This window comes from Actinomadura sp. RB99, assembly GCF_014706005.1.
GTDB lineage: Bacteria > Actinomycetota > Actinomycetes > Streptosporangiales > Streptosporangiaceae > Spirillospora.
Genome location: NZ_JABMCA010000007.1, coordinates 39,406 through 55,274, shown reverse-complemented (window position 1 = coordinate 55,274; position 15,869 = coordinate 39,406). Strand labels below are relative to the sequence as shown.

Sequence of the window (15,869 nt, the reverse complement as noted above, 5' to 3'; positions counted from 1 at the left end):
CCCCTCCCCGGGCATAGGCCGGGGGAGGGGAGGCGGCATGGACGCGGACGTCATCGTCGTCGGGGCGGGGCTGGCGGGGCTGGTCGCCGCGCACGAGCTGACCGCGCGCGGACGCCGCGTGGCGCTGGTCGAGCAGGAGAACGCCGCGAACCTCGGCGGGCAGGCGTACTGGTCGCTCGGCGGCCTGTTCCTGGTGGACACCCCGGAGCAGCGCCGGCTCCGCGTCCGGGACTCCTTCGACCTGGCCTGGAGCGACTGGCAGGGCAGCGCCGGCTTCGACCGCCTCGACGACGAGGACGCCTGGGCGGTGCGGTGGGCGCGCGCCTACGTGGAGTGGGCCGCCGGGGAGAAGCGGGCGTGGCTGGCGTCCCACGACGTCCGCCTGACCCCGGTGGTCGGCTGGGCGGAGCGCGGCGACCTCCGCGCCGACGGCCACGGCAACTCGGTGCCGCGCTTCCACATCGCGTGGGGGACGGGCACCGGCATCGTCGCGCCGTTCGTCCGCAGCGCCCGCCGCGCCGCCGACGAGGGCCTGCTGACCTTCCACCACCGCCACCGCGTGGACGGCCTGGTCCTGACCGGCGGCGCCGTGACCGGGGTGCACGGCGCCGTCCTCGCCGACGACGACTCCCCGCGCGGCGTCGCGTCCAACCGCGAGGAGACCAGGGCGTTCGAACTGTCGGCGCAGGCGGTGATCGTCACCAGCGGCGGCATCGGCGGGAACCACGAGATGGTGCGCCGCTACTGGCCCGACCGCCTCGGCACCGCACCCGCGCACATGATCACCGGCGTGCCGGCCTACGTGGACGGGCGGATGCTCGACATCAGCGCCGCCGCCGGCGTCCGCCTCGTCAACCGCGACCGGATGTGGCACTACACCGAGGGCGTCCGCAACTGGGACCCGATCTGGCCCGGCCACGCCATCAGGATCCTGCCGGGCCCGTCGCCGATGTGGTTCGACGCCCTGGGACGGCGCCTCCCGGCCCCCTGCCTCCCCGGCTACGACACCTTGGCCACCCTCGGGCACCTCCGCACCACCCCCGACATCGCCGCCTACGACCACTCGTGGTTCGTCCTCACCCAGAAGATCATCGAGCGGGAGTTCGCGCTGTCGGGCTCGGAGCAGAATCCCGACCTCACCAGCGGCGACCGGAGGGCGGTGCTGCGCGAACGCGTCCTTTCCAAGGGCGCGCCCGCCCCGGTCGAGGCGTTCAAGCGGCACGGCGCGGACTTCGTCGTCGCCCCCACCCTGGAGCAACTGGTGGACGGGATGAACGCCCTCACCGACGAGCCGCTCCTGGACGCCGCGCTGCTGCGGAGCCAGATCGAGGCCCGGGACCGGCAGATCGCCAACCCGTTCGGCAAGGACGCGCAGGTCCAGGGCATCCGGAACTCGCGCCGCTACCTCGGCGACCGCCTCAGCCGCACCGCCGTCCCGCACCGCGTCCTCGACCCGTCCGCCGGCCCGCTGATCGGCGTGAAGTTGCACGTCCTGACCCGCAAGACGCTCGGCGGTATCCAGACCGACCTGGACTCCCGCGCCCTCGGCCTCGACGGCCGCCCCATCGACGGCCTGTACGCGGCGGGGGAGGTAGCGGGGTTCGGCGGCGGAGGGATGCACGGCTACAACGCCCTGGAAGGCACCTTCCTGGGCGGCTGCCTCTTCACCGCCCGAGCCGCGGCCCAAGCCGCCGCCCAAGCAACCGCCTGACTTCCGTCGACAGGCGGCACCGGCCGCGCTATGGACGGTCGGGGATCGGGTCGGCGAGGGATGCGCGCGAGGAAGGCGGCTCGAAGGGGTCGGCGAAGTACTGGGTCTCGTGTGTCACCAGACCGCCGGTGAACTCCATGATGCTCACCGAACAGGTGGGCGCACCGTCATAGGTGATCACACACTCGCTCACCCAGAGGTCCCCGCCGCCCTGGATCCGCACGACGGTGAAGTGGCGTTCGGCGGCGTGCCCGCCGCGTTGCGCCTGGATGTTCGACCTGCCCCGGAAGCGCTCCCCGGACTGGGGGTAGTCGAGGATCGCGTCCGGCGCGTAGATCGCGTGCTCGGCTTCGATGTCCCCGCGCTCGGAGGCCTCCCAGTGCTCCCGCAGCCTGGCCCGGGTCTCGGCGTCACGATCCATCGTCCTGCTCACCTACGCTGCTCATAGTCGAAGTCCCCGCACGGGTGATGAGCCGTCACGCAAGGACCACACGGTAGAACCTTGAGAGGCACGGACAGGGGCGGCACTCCGGACGGGCCGGAAGGCGATCGTCCGTAAGTCCAGCCCGCAGCGACCCGAGCGTTGCGATCGCGTGCGAAGCCAAGTTCGAGCTTGCGAGAACTTGATCGCGCAGCGAGCCCCCAGGGCGAGTCGGAGCGATGCAGCGATCGCCGCATTGCCCGCCGAAGGAAGGCCCCCCAGGGCCTGACGCCAAGGGCAATGCAAGCAAACACAGGACGGTGCGGACGGCCGGGCTCTGGCCGTCCGCACCGGCCCCCTGGCCTCTTCGCGGGCTTCCGCGCCCTGGACACCCGCGTTCGGCGTGGGCTCCCTTCTCTTCGAGGTGGACTCTCGATTACAGAAAGTAGTCAAGCGGTGACTTTGTGAACATGGCCGTTCGGGTTCGCTTCCCCTTACCCGAGGGGGAGCGGGGGCGCATGTGGGCGTTGAGGTGGCGGGCGGCGGGCGTTCCGCTCTAGTGTCTGGCCGTTGGGCGGGCGACCCCCCAGGCCCGCTCGGCTCCCCCTGGAGGAACGGTGCGTCGAGCCCCTGCGACTTCTGCTGTCCTGATCGCGACGGTCCTGCTGGCGTCGGCGTGCGGAGGCGGCGAATCGCCGAGCCCGCGGTCGACCGTGCGTGCGGCGGACGCGCCGAAGACGTCCGCGCCGGCGCCGCGCAAGGTCGTCATCGTCGTGGACAGGAAGAAGACGACGACGATGACGACCGGGACGACCGTCCAGCAGGTGTTGGACCAGGCGGGCGTGAAGCTCGGCCGGTTCGACCTGGTGAAGCCCGCGCGCGAGCAGCCCGCCGGTGAAGTGATCAAGGTGCTGCGGTTGCTGTCGAAGCCGGTCACGAAGACGGTCCAGGTGCCGGCGCCCACGATCGAGAAGAAGAGCGCGTCGGTGCCGCCCTGGTCGCAGAAGGAGCTGCGCAAGGGGCGGGCCGGCGTCACGATCGTGCAGACGGCGTACGTGCGGCGCAAGGGGAAGAAGGTCAAGGCGGTCATCGCGCGGAAGGTGAAGCGCAAGCCGGTCGCGCGGATCGTGGCGGTCGGGCCGAAGTCGGCGGGCACGGGCGCGGCGGCGAGGCTGAACTGGGCGGGCCTGGCCAACTGCGAGTCGCACGGCAACCCGAAGGCGGTGAACCCGTCCGGCTACTACGGCCTGTACCAGTTCTCGATCTCGTCGTGGGCGTCCGTCGGCGGGTCGGGCAAGCCGTCGGACGCGAGCGCGGGGGAGCAGACGTACCGGGCGCAGCTGCTCTACAACCGGGTGAACGGGCGCTGGCAGGGGCAGTGGCCGGTATGCGGGAAGTTCCTGTTCTCCTGACCTGCCACACTTGTTCTCGTGGGGGACAGACAGGGGCTGCTCGGGCCGGCGGACGTGCGGGAGCTGGCGGCGCGGCTGGGCATCAGGCCGACCAAGACGCTCGGGCAGAACTTCGTCATCGACGCCAACACCGTCCGGCGGATCGTGCGGGCCGCGGACCTGGGCCCGGACGACGTGGTCATCGAGGTCGGGCCGGGGCTGGGGTCGCTGACGCTGGCGCTGCTGCCGGAGGCGCGGCGGGTGGTCGCGGTGGAGATCGACCCGGTGCTGGCGGCGGAGCTGCCCGCGACGGCGGCGGCGCGGGAGCCGGCGCTCGCGGACCGGCTGGAGGTCGTGCGCGCCGACGCGATGAAGATCACAGAGCTGCCGGGACCGGCGCCGACGGCGCTGGTGGCGAACCTGCCCTACAACGTGGCGGTGCCGGTCGTCCTGCATCTGCTGGACGTGCTGCCGTCGCTGCGGTCGGCGCTGGTCATGGTGCAGGCGGAGGTCGCCGACCGGATGGTGGCCGCGCCCGGGAGCAAGATCTACGGGGTGCCGTCGGTGAAGCTCGCCTGGTACGGGGAGGCGCGCCGCGCCGGGCCCGTGGGCCGGGCGGTGTTCTGGCCGGTGCCGAACGTCGATTCCGGGCTGGTCGCGTTCACCCGGCGCGACCCGCCGGCGTCCGCGGCGTCCCGCGAGCAGGTGTTCGCCGTGGTGGACGCGGCGTTCGCGCAGCGCCGCAAGACGCTGCGGGCGGCGCTGGCGGGCTGGGCGGGGTCGGCGGCGGAGGCGGAGCGGGCGCTGCGCGCGGCGGGCGTCGATCCGCGGGCGCGGGGCGAAGCTCTGGACGTGGCCGCCTTCGCCCGTATTGCCGAGTATGGTCCTTCCATCGTGGGGGACGGCGCTCCCGGCGCCCCGGCGGCTTCCGCCGGGCCCGGCACGGACCCCGGCACGGCGGGTTCCCACGGGGCTTCACACGGGACGGGCGCCGGTGCGAGCGGCTCCGGCGGGACGGACGCCGGAGCGATGGACACGGAGGAGTCGGAGGGCGATGGTGAAGGCGCGTTCGCGGACGGCGCGGGCGGGGACCGAGCGGGCCCGGACGGCGCGCGCCTTCCGGCCCGGCGGGGCGCGGGGGGCCCGGCTGCCGCTGGCGGCGACGGCGCTGGTGGCGGCGGGCGGCCTGGTCGCGACGGTGGCGGCGGGGTGCAGTGACGGAGCCGGCGCGGCCCCGAAGATAACGACGACCGCGCGGGCGGGCATCGCCCCGACGCCGCCGGCGCAGGGCGCCTACTTCGGCGCGTGGGTGCCGCCCGCCGTGGGCGGAGCGGCGACCAGGTCGCCGTCGTCGACGGCGTCGGGCACCGCGTCCGAGTCGCCGTCCGGCACCGCGTCCGGCGGCCCGTCGGGCGCCGCGTCGAGCGGCCCGACCGGGAAGGACGCCGACAAGCCGGGCATGGCGCCCGTCGCCGCGTTCGAGCGGGACATGGGACGGCAGCTGGACATCGTCCAGAGCTACCGGGGCTGGAAGTCCGACTTCCCGACCGGGCTGGACACCTCGGTGGTCGACAGCAACCGGTACCTGCTGCTGACCTGGGCGGGCGCCGACACCAAGGAGATCGTCCAGGGCAAGTACGACGCGCTGATCCGCGCCCGCGCGAAGGCGATCAAGGCGACCGGCAAGCCGGTGTTCCTGCGCTGGTCCCGCGACATGGACCGGTCGTCGCTCAAGGACCGGGTGCACTCGCCGACGGACTTCATCGCCGCGTGGAAGCACCTGCGGCAGATCTTCACGGCGGAGAAGGTCGACAACGTCGCCTGGGTGTGGTGCCCGAGCGCGCGCGGGTTCGGCGCGCCGAACGCGGGCGCCTTCTACCCCGGGGACGACCAGGTCGACTGGATCTGCGCGGACGCGCCGCCCGGCGCCGACTACGAGTACCGGGACCTGTCGGAGACGCTGAAGCTGTTCATGCAGTGGGCCAGGAACCGGCACAAGCCCATCATGATCGCCGAGTTCGGGGTGCCGAAGTCCTACGGGCAGCGGCGCGCCGAGTGGCTGCGCGCCGCCACCAAGACCCTGGAGGACCCGCAGGTCAAGGCCGTCGTCTACTTCGACTCCGACGAGCAGATCGAGGAGCCCCGGGACAAGCGGCGCGCGTACTCGGTGACGGGCGACACGCATGCGGTGTCGGCGCTGCGGGAGCTGGCGACCACGCCGTACTTCAATCCCCGCAACCTCCCCGTGACGAGCGGAGGCTGATCTCTCCCGTAGGGTTCTGGAGTGAGCGCAGTGAGGGTACGCGTCCCCGCAAAGGTCAACCTTCAGCTCGGGGTCGGGCCGATCCGGGAGGACGGCTACCACGACCTCGTGAACGTGTTCCACGCGGTGTCGCTGTTCGACGAGCTGACCGCGGAACCGGCCGACGGCCTCGAACTCGCCGTCGAGGCCGCGCCGTACTCCCGGGTGGCGATCGGCCGGGTCCCGGCCGACGCCCGGAACCTGGCGGCGCGGGCGGCGGTGCTGGTCGCGTCCCGGCTCGGCGTGGAGCCCCGGGTGCGGCTGCGGATCCGCAAGGCGATCCCGGTCGCGGGCGGCATGGCGGGCGGCAGCGCCGACGCGGCCGCCGCGCTGGTCGCGTGCGCGCGGCTGTGGGACGACCGGGAGCGGCCGGCGCTGACGCGGGACGACCTGATGGAGATGGGCGCCGAGCTCGGCAGCGACGTGCCGTTCGCGCTGCTCGGCGGGACCGCGATCGGCGTGGGGCGGGGCGAGCGGCTCACCCCGGCGCTGACCCGCGGCACCTTCCACTGGGTGTTCGCGGCGGCGGACGGCGGCCTGTCGACGCCCGAGGTCTACGCCGAGTGCGACCGGCTGCGGGAGGCGGCGGGGGAGAGCGCCCCGCGGCCGTCCGTCGCGGAGGACCTGATGACGGCGCTCGCGACCGGTGACGCGAAGGCGCTCGGCGCCGCGCTCGCCAACGACCTGCAGCCCGCCGCGCTGGAGCTGCGGCCGTCGCTGGCCCGCACCCTGAACGCCGGGCGGGACCTCGGCGCGATCGGCGCGCTGGTGTCCGGGTCGGGCCCGACCTGCGCGTTCCTCGCCGAGACCGACGAGGACGCCGCCGACCTCGCCGCGGCGCTGGACGGCGCGGGGGTGGCCGAGCAGATCGTCCGGGCGCAGGGCCCGGTGCCCGGCGCGACCGTGCTCTGACCCCCGGCGGGGCGGCGGCGCGTCCTCGCCGGGACGTGCCGGTAGCTTCACGGTGTGTGCTCTCGGCACACAAGCGAACTCCGCGCGCCTCGGCGGCGTCCTGATCAATGACGCCAATTCCGCGACGAGGTGGAGCGATGACGTACCTGACGGGGCTGCTGGGGCTGGTGGCCGTCCTGATGATGGCGACTCTCGCCGTCCGGGCCGTCCGCCGCGACCGCGCGATCCGCCGCGACGCCCCCGACGCGGCGATCTCCTCCCGCCGTCCCCCGCTACGCTGAGGCCAGGCGGGCGCTCCGGCGCGCCACGCGTGCCCGCACGCGCCCGCGCCGCGTCCCCCGAACTCAGGAAGCCGTATGGCCGCCCTCTCGCTGCTGATCGTCCTGGCCCTCCTCGTGCTCGCCGGCCTGGCCGTGCTGGTCGTCGTGATCGTCTCCGTGAGCGCCCGGAAGCGCGGCTCGGACTCGGCGTACCGCCCGCCCGGCGCCCCGTATCCGCCGAACGCCCCGTACCCGCCGAACCCGCAGTTCCCGCCGCAGCCGCCCTACGGGCAGCCGGGGCAGCCGGGGCAGCCGGGGCCGCCCGCCCCGCCCCAGGGCTGACCGCACGGGCGGTGCGCACGGGGCAATAGGCTGGACGGCGTCGTGAATCTGATCAACGTTGAGAACGTCGCGAAGGCGTACGGGCCGAAGCCGCTGCTGGACGCGGTGTCCCTCGGGCTGGACGAGGGCGACCGGGTCGGGGTCGTCGGCCGCAACGGCGGCGGCAAGAGCACGCTGGTGCAGGTCCTGGCGCGCGAGGTCGAGCCGGACGCGGGCCGCGTCACGCACGCGCGTGGCCTCCGCCTGGGGTACCTGACGCAGCGGGACGTGTTCCCGGAGGGCGCCACGGTCCGGTCGGTGGTGCTGGGGGACCGCGCCGAGCACGAGTGGGCGGGCGACACCCGGGCCCGCGACGTCCTCGGCGGGCTGCTCGCCGACGTCGACCTGGACGCGCCGCTGGCCGGGATGTCCGGCGGGGAGCGGCGCCGGATCGCGCTGGCGCGGCTGCTCGTCCCCGAGTCGGACCTGCTGATGCTGGACGAGCCGACCAACCACCTCGACATCGAGGCGATCGCGTGGCTGGCCCGGCACCTGAAGGACCGCCGGGTCGCGCTGCTCGTCGTCACGCACGACCGCTGGTTCCTCGACGAGGTCACCGACCGCACGTGGGAGGTCGTGGACGGCCGCGTCGAGCGGTACGAGGGCGGCTACTCCGCCTACGTGCTGGCGAAGGCGGAGCGGTCCCGGATCGCGGCGGCGACGGAGGCCAAGCGGCAGAACCTGCTGCGCAAGGAGCTGGCGTGGCTGCGGCGCGGCCCGCAGGCCCGCACGTCCAAGCCGAAGTTCCGGGTGGACGCGGCGCAGGCGCTGATCGCCGACGAGCCGCCGCTGCGCGACGCGGTGGAGCTGACGAAGTTCGCGACGGCGCGGCTCGGCAAGACCGTGTACGACATCGAGGATGTCACCGTGCGGGTCGGCGACGACGGCCGGGACATCTTCGAGCGGATGACGTGGCGGCTCGGCCCCGGTGACCGGGTGGGGCTCGTCGGCGTCAACGGCAGCGGCAAGAGCACGCTGCTGCGGTTGCTGGACGGCTCGGTCACGCCGGTGTCGGGGAAGGTCGTGCGGGGCAGGACCGTGCAGCTCGCGCACCTGTCGCAGAACCTGGAGGAGCTGGACCCGTCCCGGCGGGTGCTGGAGTCGGTGGAGGAGATCCGCCGCCGCATCACGGTCGGGAAGCGGGAGTGGACGGCGAGCCAGCTGCTGGAGCGGCTCGGGTTCGCCGGGGACCGGCAGTGGACGCCCGTCGGCGACCTGTCGGGCGGTGAGCGGCGCCGCCTGCAGGTGCTGCGGCTGCTGATGGGCGAGCCGAACGTGCTGCTGCTCGACGAGCCGACGAACGACCTCGACATCGAGACGCTCACCGAGCTGGAGGACCTGCTGGACGGCTGGCCCGGCACCCTCGTCGTCGTCAGCCACGACCGGTACTTCCTGGAGCGCATCACCGACCACGTGGTGGCGCTGCTCGGTGACGGGCGGGTGTCGATGCTGCCCGGCGGTGTCGACGAGTACCTGGAGCGCCGCGCCGCCGGAACGGCCCGGACCCGGACGGCCCAGGCGCGCGCGCAGGAGGCGCCCGCCGCCGCGCCGCCGAAGCCGAAGGGCGGGCAGGACTGGAAGGTCCGCAAGGAGCTGGACCGGCTCGAACGCCGCCTGGAGAAGCTGTCCGGCCAGGAGGCGGAGCTGCACAAGCAGCTGGCCGCGCACGCCACCGACTTCGTCAGGCTCCAGGAGCTGGACGGGCGGCTGAAGGAGATCCAGGCGGAGGCGGCCCGGGTCGAGGAGGAGTGGCTGATGCTCGCCGAGGACGTCGACTGAGACCTCGGATCGTCCGGACCCCTGGTGCTCGGCGTCCGGAATCGCCATGATCCGACAATGACGACTTGGATCGTGAAGATCGACGACGCGCCGGGGGACGGTCCGCGGCTCGCGGTGAAGGACGCCATCGACGTGGCCGGGCTGCCCACCACGGCGGGCAGCCGGGCGGTGGCCGAGGGCGCCGCGCCGGCGGCGGCGGACGCGCCCGTTGTCGCGTCGGCGCGCGCGCAGGGCGCCCGCATCGTCGGGAAGGCCAACCTCACCGAGTTCTGCCTGGGCGCCGACGGCGTCAACCCGTGGTCGGGCACGCCGGTGAACCCCCTGGACCCGTCGCGGGTGCCGGGCGGGTCGTCCAGCGGGTCGGCGGTCGCGGTCGCGAGCGGGGAGGCGGACGTCGCCTTCGGCACCGACACGGCCGGGTCCGTGCGGATCCCGGCGGCGTGCTGCGGGATCGCGTCGCTGAAGACGACCCACGGGCGCGTCCCCTTGGACGGCGTCTACCCGCTCTCCCCGAGCCTGGACACCGTGGGGCCGATGGGCCGCGACGTCGCCGCCGTCGTCACCGGCATGCGGCTGATCGAGCCGGGCTTCGCCCCGGACGCCTACGACCCCGGCATGACGGTCGGGCGGCTCCGCGTCCCCAACGTGGACCCGGCGATCGACGCGGCCGTGGACGACGCGCTCCGCCGGCTCGGCCCGATCACCGACGAGACCTGCGAGCACTTCCAGGACGCGGCGCTCGCGAACGGCGTGTTCGTCGGCGAGGAGGCGTACGCGCGGAACGGCGGGCTGCTCGGCGACCCGTCCAAGGTGAGCGAGCGGATGTACCGGCGGCTCAACGTGCTGAAGGAGGCCGCGGCGGGCAGGCGCCCGTGGGCCGAGCAGCTCCAGAAGACGGTCCGGGCGGAGTTCGACGCGCTGCTGGACCGGCATGGCGTGCTCGCGCTGCCGGTGCTGGCCGGGGTCGCGCCGGAGCCGCCGGACGGCGACGACGACCTGCTGCTGACGATGCTCACCGGGCCGGTCAACGTGGCGGGGCTGCCGGCGTTCGCGCTGCCCGTCCCGCTGCCGGGCTCGCACCTCCCCGCGTCCGTGCAGCTGATCGGCCCGGCGGGCGGCGAGGAGCGGCTCTGCGCCGTCGCCGCCGCACTGGAAGAGGCGCTCGCCTGACGCGGTTCCCGCGGGCCCGGCCCGCGGAGATCACGCGTCGAAGGGGATCAGGAGGGTGCGGAGCAGGACGGCCAGGGTCTCGCGCTGCTCGGGCGTGAGGGCCTCCAGGATGGCCTGCTCGCGGCCCAGCAGGTCGGCGAACGCGGCGTCCACGCGCGTCAGGCCCGCCTCGGTGAGGCGGACCTGGACGCCGCGCTTGTCCTGCGGGTCGGGGTGCCGCTCGACCAGGCCGGCGGCGGCGAGCCGGTCGATGCGGTTGGTCATGGTGCCGGACGTCACCAGCGTCGCGCGCAGCAGCTGCCCCGGGCTGAGCTGGTAGGGGGAGCCGGCCCGGCGCAGCGCGGTGAGGACGTCGAACTCCCACGACTCCACCTGGTGGGCGGCGAACACGGCGCGGCGGGCGCGGTCGAGGTGCCGGGCCAGCCGGGACACCCGGCTGAGGACCTGCAGCGGCCGGACGTCCAGGTCCGGGCGCTCGGCCTGCCACGCGGCGACCAGCCGGTCGACCTCATCCTCCATGCCGCAAGCCTAACCTGTCTTGATATCGAGGGACCTGCGGCCGGTCACCGCTGACCGAACAGGGTTCGCTCGACGTGCCGGGTGTCGGTGTACTCCTTCACCGAGACGATCCTCCCGTCCCGGACGACGTAGATCCCGGCGCACCGGTTGTCGTAGATCTTGCCCGACCGGGTGACCCCCTTCGCCGTCCACTCGGCGAGCACCTGGTCGCCCTCGGCGATCACGTTGACCAGCTCCACCTCCGGCGCGGTGCCCGGCTTGAACAGGCCGCCGGTCGCGGCCCCGAGGAAGTCGTCCACGATGGCGTCGCGGCCCTTCCAGGTGCCGCTCAACGGCAGGTCGCCGGGGTAGGTCCAGGTCGCGTCCTCGGCGAAGCTGTCCCTGATCGTCTCCAGGTCCCCGTCGGCGACGGCCCGGACGTAGCGGACCACGACGTCCTTCGGGGTCGTCCCGGTTCCGGCGGTCATCTGGGTCTCGGTGTTCATCTCGGTCTCCTTGCTCTCAGCGGTCGGTGCTCTCAGCGGTCGATGGTGAGGACGGCGTTGCCGCGGACGCGGCGTTCGCGCAGGTCGGCGAGGACTGCGGCGGTCTCGGCCCAGTCGGCGGACCGCCCGATCTCCGGGTGCAGCCGCCCGCCGGCGACGAGCCGGACCAGCACGGCCAGGTCGTCGGCGTTCGCGGTGTCGGCGTCCTCGTAGTGGAAGTGCCGGATGGTCGCCGACTCCGGGCCGTCGAAGAACCGGAAGAAGTCGAGCGTCACGGGCGTCCGGGACGCCTGCCCGAACCAGATCAGCGTCCCCCGGCGCCGCAGCCGCGCCAGCGCGTCCGGGAACGCCCGGCCACCGGTCGACTCCAGCACCAGGTCGAACGGGCCCTCCGCGGACGCCGCGTCCGGCACCACCGCGGCGCCGAACTCCGCCAGCCGCCGCCCGCGCTCCGGCGTCGCCGACACCGCGGTGACCTCCGCGCCCGCTGCGGCGGCCAGCTCGGTGACGTAGTGCCCCACGCCGCCGGACGCCCCCGTGAGCAGGACCGTCCGTCCCGCGAGCGGCCCGGCGGCGCGCAGCAGCCGCAGCGCGGTGAGGCCCGCCAGCGGCAGCGCCGCCGCCGTCTCCACCGGCACCGAGGCGGGCAGCTCCGCGAGCGACCCGGCCGGCACCGCCGCGTACTCGGCCCAGCCCGCCGACGGTGGGTGCCCGACGACCCGCGTCCCGCATGCCGGGCCCGACCCGTCCGCCGCCGCCTGGACGACCAGCCCCGCGACGTCCTTGCCGGGACGCCAGCCGGGCCGGTCGCCCTCCAGCTGGAACGTCTCGCCGCGGTTGACCGAGAACGCCGCCACCTTCACCAGCGCCTCGTCCGGGCGCGGCTCCGGCTCGTCGACGTCGGCGAACGCGACCGCCTCCCGCGCGTCGCCGGTCGGCACGAGTGCCTTCACGATCCCTCCTCGCGTCCCTGCCCCGGTGACCCCTCACCGGTGCGGTGGACCCAGTGGACCGCACCCCGAACACCCCGGTCCAACAGCCATTGAGCAGGAACGACAACCGCCGGTTGTCGCCCCTTGTCCACCGGTCGGTGGACGGGAGGTTCAGCCGGTCGGGGCTCATGCCGGAGGGGGCCGCGGCGCGAGCATTTCGGGCATGAGAGATCTTCCTGTGCGCATGGCCCGGTGGAGCGCCGGGCACCCCTGGCGGGCGATCGCCGGCTGGTTCCTGTTCGTCGCGGTGTGCCTCGGCGTCGGCATCTCGGTCGGCGGGCACGCGGCGACCAGCGCCGACTTCCGGATCGGCGAGGCCGGACGCGCCGAGGCGATGGCCGCCCGCGGCGGCCTGGAGCAGAAGCCGGCCGAGCAGGTGCTGATCACGGCGAAGCCCGGTGCGGGCCGCCTGGACGCGGCGCAGGCGGACGCCGCCGCCCGCGACGCCGCGGCCCGGATGGCGCGGCTGCCCGAGGTCGCGTCGGTGTCCCCGCCGATCCGCGCGGCGGACGGGACGGCGGTCCGCGTCCAGGTCACCCTGCGGGGCCCGGAGCTGGAGGGCAAGAAGCACGTCGCGCCGCTGATCGCGCAGACCGAGCGGGTCCAGGCCGCGCACCCCGGGGTGCGGGTCGAGGAGACGGGCGGCCCGTCGGTCAGCAAGGGCGTCGACCACCTGCGCGGGCAGGACCTGTCGCGGACCGAGGTGATCGCGCTGCCCGTCACGCTGGTCACGCTGCTGGTCGTGTTCGGGTCGGTGGCGCTGGCCGTGGTGCCGCTGCTGCTCGCGCTGTCCTCGATCGCCGCGGCCGTCGGGCTGTCGATGCTGGCCTCGCACGTCTTCCCGGACGCGGGCGTCGGCACCAACGTCATCCTGCTCATCGGCATGGCCGTCGGCGTCGACTACACGCTCTTCTACCTGAAGCGGGAGCGCGAGGAGCGCGCCCGGTCGGGCGGCCGGCTGTCGCCCGCCGCCGTCGTGGAACTGGCCGCCGCCACGTCCGGACGGGCCGTGGTCGTCTCCGGCATCGCCGTCGCCGTCTCCAGCGCCACGCTGTACCTCGCCGACGACGTGATCTTCTCCTCCATCGCGACCGGCGCGATCGTCGTCACCGTCGTCGCCGTCCTCAGCTCCCTGACCGTCCTGCCCGCGCTGCTCGCCAAGCTCGGCCAGTGGGCGGAGAGCCGCCGGGAGCGCCGGATCCGGCGCGGCAAGCGGGTGCGCGGGGCGCGCTCCGAGTCCGGCGGGCGGATCACCCGCGCCCTGCTGCGGCCGACCGGGAAGCACCCCGCCGCCACGCTGGCCGTCGGCCTGCTGGCCATGCTCGCCCTCACCGCGCCGCTCCTCGGCATGAAGCTCACCGACATGGGCCGCGAGACCCACCCCCGCGCCATCCCGGCGATGCAGGTCTACGACCGGCTCAACGCCGCGTTCCCCGAGCTCAAGGCCATGCACCAGGTCGTCGTGGAGGCCGACCCGGCGCGCCGGGCGGAGGTGGCGGACGCGCTGCGCGACCTCGGCCGCCGCGCGCGGCACGACCCGCGCCTGTCCGGGACGTCCCGGCTCCGCGTCTCGCAGGACGGCCGGACCAGCCTGCTGGAACTGCCCGTCCCGCACTACGTCAGCGACCCGGCCGCCGTCGCGTCCCTGAAGAGCGTCCGCGACGACTACGTCCCCGCCACGGTCGGCAGGCTGCCCGGCGTCGAGGTCGCCGTCACCGGCGACGTCGCCCGCTACGCCGACTACCCCGACCACCAGAAGCAGAAGCTGCCGCTCATCATCGCGTCGCTGCTGCTGGTCACCTTCGGGATGACGGTGTGGGCGTTCCGGTCCGTGGTCCTCGGCGCGGTCGGCGTGCTGCTGAACCTGCTGTCGGCCGGCGCCGCGCTCGGCCTGCTCGTCCTGACGTTCCAGGGGACGTGGGCGGAGGGCCTGCTCGGCTTCACCTCCACCGGGACGATCGGCTCCCGCGTCCCGCTGTTCCTGTTCGTGATCCTGTTCGGCCTGTCCATGGACTACCAGGTCTTCGTGATCAGCCGGATCCGGGAGGCGCGGCTCGCCGGCGCCTCCACCCGCACCGCCGTCCTCGACGGCATCGGACGCTCCGCCGGCGTCGTCACCAGCGCCGCGTTCGTCATGGTGACCGTCTTCGCCAGCTTCATCCCGCTGCACATCATCGAGATGAAGCAGATGGGCTTCGCGCTCGCCGTGGCGGTGCTGGTGGACGCGTTCGTCATCCGCATCGTGGTGCTGCCCGCCCTGATGCTGCTGCTCGGCGAGCGGACCTGGTGGCCGTCCCGGCCGGCGCCCGCCGCCGTCCCGGCGCCCGCCCCCGCGAAAGTAGGCTGACCGGCATGGAGCGACGGCCACAGCACGACGACCGGCTCCAGGCACGGGCGGTGCGCCGCTGGTACACCGCCCTGTGGATCTGCTTCGGCCTCGTCCCGCCGGGCATCGCCGCCTGGGACCGCAGCGAGGGGATCCGGTCCGGGACGCTCGCGCTGCTGGCCCTGCTCGCCGTCTGCCACCCGATCACCGGGACGTTCCCGGGGAACGCGGCCGTCCGCCGGTACACGTTCCTCGGCGTGCTGACCGCCGGCATCGGCGCGGTGTCCTACCTCGCGGACGGCACCGCGTCGCTGCTGATCGTGTCCCTCCCGCACTTCTGGATCCAGGGCGGCGGCCCGCGGCGCGCGATCGCCCTCAGCGGCGCCGCGACCGCGGCCGCCGTCGCGGGCATGGCCGTCCAGAGGCATCCCGACGGGGCGCTCGTCACCGGCAACTCGGTCGCCGCCCTCACCGGCTACGCCGCGAGCATCCTCGTCGGGATCTGGATGACCCGCGTCGTCGACCGGCAGTCCGAGCGCGCCCGCCTCCTCGCCGCCGACCTGGAGGACGCGGAGCGGCGCCTCGCCGAGGCGCAGCGCCGCCAGGGCGCCGCCGACGAGCGGGAGCGGCTCGCCCGCGAGATCCACGACACCCTCGCGCAGGGCCTGGCGTCCATCGTCGTGCTCGCCGAGGCCGCCCGCGCGGGCATCGGCACCGACCCGGAGGCGAGCGCCCGGCAGCTGGCGTCCATCGAGCGGACCGCCCGCGAGAACCTCGCCGAGGCCCGCGTCCTCGTCGGCTCCGCACCGCGCGAGGGCGTCGCGGCCGGCTCCATCGCCGCGACCCTGCGCCGCACCCTCGACCGGTTCGCCGAGGACACCGGCCTCACCGTCGACGCCGACCTGCCCGACGTCCGCTGTGACCAGCCGACCCGCGTCGCGCTGCTGCGCTGCACCCAGGAGTCGCTCGCGAACGTCCGCAAGCACGCCGCCGCCACCACCGTCGGCGTCGTCCTCGCCGCGCACCCGCACGGCGTCGAACTGGAGATCACCGACGACGGCCGCGGCTTCGCGCCCGGCGCCGCGTCCGGCGGGTTCGGGCTGGACGGGATGCGCCGCCGCCTCGCCGAGCTCGGCGGCCTGCTCACCGTCACCAGCGCCCCCGGCGAGGGCACCCGCGTCCTCGCCCTGCTTCCCCGCGAGAGCACCCCATGAACGGCG

At 74.4% G+C, this 15,869-nt stretch carries 14 protein-coding genes and 1 pseudogene; 11 read left to right on the top strand and 4 right to left on the bottom strand.

The features are described 5' to 3' along the window. The first annotated feature begins 37 nt into the window (after positions 1-37). Positions 38-1,711, top strand: coding sequence for an FAD-binding dehydrogenase (locus amrb99_RS08905; protein WP_190854571.1), 1,674 nt, complete (start codon positions 38-40; stop codon positions 1,709-1,711). Positions 1,712-1,739: 28 nt separating this feature from the next. On the opposite strand, the gene amrb99_RS08900 is transcribed toward amrb99_RS08905, so the two are convergent. Further along, positions 1,740-2,132 (bottom strand): nuclear transport factor 2 family protein, encoded by a 393-nt coding sequence (locus tag amrb99_RS08900; RefSeq protein WP_190854569.1) that lies wholly within the window; start codon positions 2,130-2,132, stop codon positions 1,740-1,742. 617 nt (positions 2,133-2,749) lie between these two features. On the opposite strand from amrb99_RS08900, the gene amrb99_RS08895 reads away from it, so the two are divergent. The 8 genes and pseudogenes from amrb99_RS08895 to amrb99_RS08860 all read left to right on the top strand — a co-directional run bounded on the left by amrb99_RS08895 (position 2,750) and on the right by amrb99_RS08860 (position 10,327). After that, positions 2,750-3,544 (top strand): transglycosylase family protein, encoded by a 795-nt coding sequence (locus amrb99_RS08895; protein WP_190854567.1) that lies wholly within the window; start codon positions 2,750-2,752, stop codon positions 3,542-3,544. Positions 3,545-3,562: 18 nt separating this feature from the next. Continuing rightward, a pseudogene (gene rsmA, locus amrb99_RS08890) lies at positions 3,563-4,411 on the top strand (16S rRNA (adenine(1518)-N(6)/adenine(1519)-N(6))-dimethyltransferase RsmA); the annotation flags it as partial. Between the two features lie 166 nt (positions 4,412-4,577). Further along, complete coding sequence (locus amrb99_RS08885) at positions 4,578-5,786, top strand: hypothetical protein (protein ID WP_241755393.1); 1,209 nt, start codon at positions 4,578-4,580, stop codon at positions 5,784-5,786. A gap of 30 nt (positions 5,787-5,816) precedes the next feature. After that, positions 5,817-6,737 carry a 4-(cytidine 5'-diphospho)-2-C-methyl-D-erythritol kinase gene (locus amrb99_RS08880; RefSeq protein WP_347256613.1) on the top strand — a complete coding sequence of 307 codons (921 nt, stop codon included), beginning with the start codon at positions 5,817-5,819 and terminating at the stop codon, positions 6,735-6,737. Positions 6,738-6,874: 137 nt separating this feature from the next. Next, positions 6,875-7,018 (top strand): hypothetical protein, encoded by a 144-nt coding sequence (locus amrb99_RS08875; protein WP_190854563.1) that lies wholly within the window; start codon positions 6,875-6,877, stop codon positions 7,016-7,018. A gap of 75 nt (positions 7,019-7,093) precedes the next feature. Beyond that, positions 7,094-7,339 (top strand): hypothetical protein, encoded by a 246-nt coding sequence (locus amrb99_RS08870; protein ID WP_190854561.1) that lies wholly within the window; start codon positions 7,094-7,096, stop codon positions 7,337-7,339. Between the two features lie 42 nt (positions 7,340-7,381). Then, entirely contained in the window at positions 7,382-9,157 is a 1,776-nt protein-coding gene (locus tag amrb99_RS08865; protein ID WP_190854559.1) for an ATP-binding cassette domain-containing protein, read from the top strand. Positions 9,158-9,214: 57 nt separating this feature from the next. Continuing rightward, positions 9,215-10,327 (top strand): amidase, encoded by a 1,113-nt coding sequence (locus amrb99_RS08860; RefSeq protein WP_190854557.1) that lies wholly within the window; start codon positions 9,215-9,217, stop codon positions 10,325-10,327. A 30-nt stretch (positions 10,328-10,357) separates the two neighbouring features. On the opposite strand, the gene amrb99_RS08855 is transcribed toward amrb99_RS08860, so the two are convergent. The 3 genes from amrb99_RS08855 to amrb99_RS53020 are packed head-to-tail and all read right to left on the bottom strand — an operon-like array spanning position 10,358 to position 12,284. Further along, positions 10,358-10,846, bottom strand: a complete 489-nt coding sequence (locus amrb99_RS08855) for a MarR family transcriptional regulator (RefSeq protein WP_190854555.1) — start codon at positions 10,844-10,846, stop codon at positions 10,358-10,360. A 44-nt stretch (positions 10,847-10,890) separates the two neighbouring features. Continuing rightward, entirely contained in the window at positions 10,891-11,331 is a 441-nt protein-coding gene (locus tag amrb99_RS08850; protein WP_206699875.1) for a nuclear transport factor 2 family protein, read from the bottom strand. A 32-nt stretch (positions 11,332-11,363) separates the two neighbouring features. Then, a complete protein-coding gene (locus tag amrb99_RS53020; protein ID WP_190854553.1) occupies positions 11,364-12,284 on the bottom strand; it encodes a zinc-binding dehydrogenase in 921 nt (306 codons plus the stop codon). Between the two features lie 202 nt (positions 12,285-12,486). On the opposite strand from amrb99_RS53020, the gene amrb99_RS08840 reads away from it, so the two are divergent. Together amrb99_RS08840 and amrb99_RS08835 are read left to right on the top strand one after the other, a co-directional pair. Continuing rightward, positions 12,487-14,670 carry an MMPL family transporter gene (locus tag amrb99_RS08840; RefSeq protein ID WP_190854551.1) on the top strand — a complete coding sequence of 728 codons (2,184 nt, stop codon included), beginning with the start codon at positions 12,487-12,489 and terminating at the stop codon, positions 14,668-14,670. A 5-nt stretch (positions 14,671-14,675) separates the two neighbouring features. After that, on the top strand, positions 14,676-15,863 hold the full coding sequence (locus amrb99_RS08835; RefSeq protein WP_190854549.1) for a sensor histidine kinase: 1,188 nt from the start codon (positions 14,676-14,678) through the stop codon (positions 15,861-15,863). The last annotated feature ends 6 nt before the right edge of the window (positions 15,864-15,869 follow it).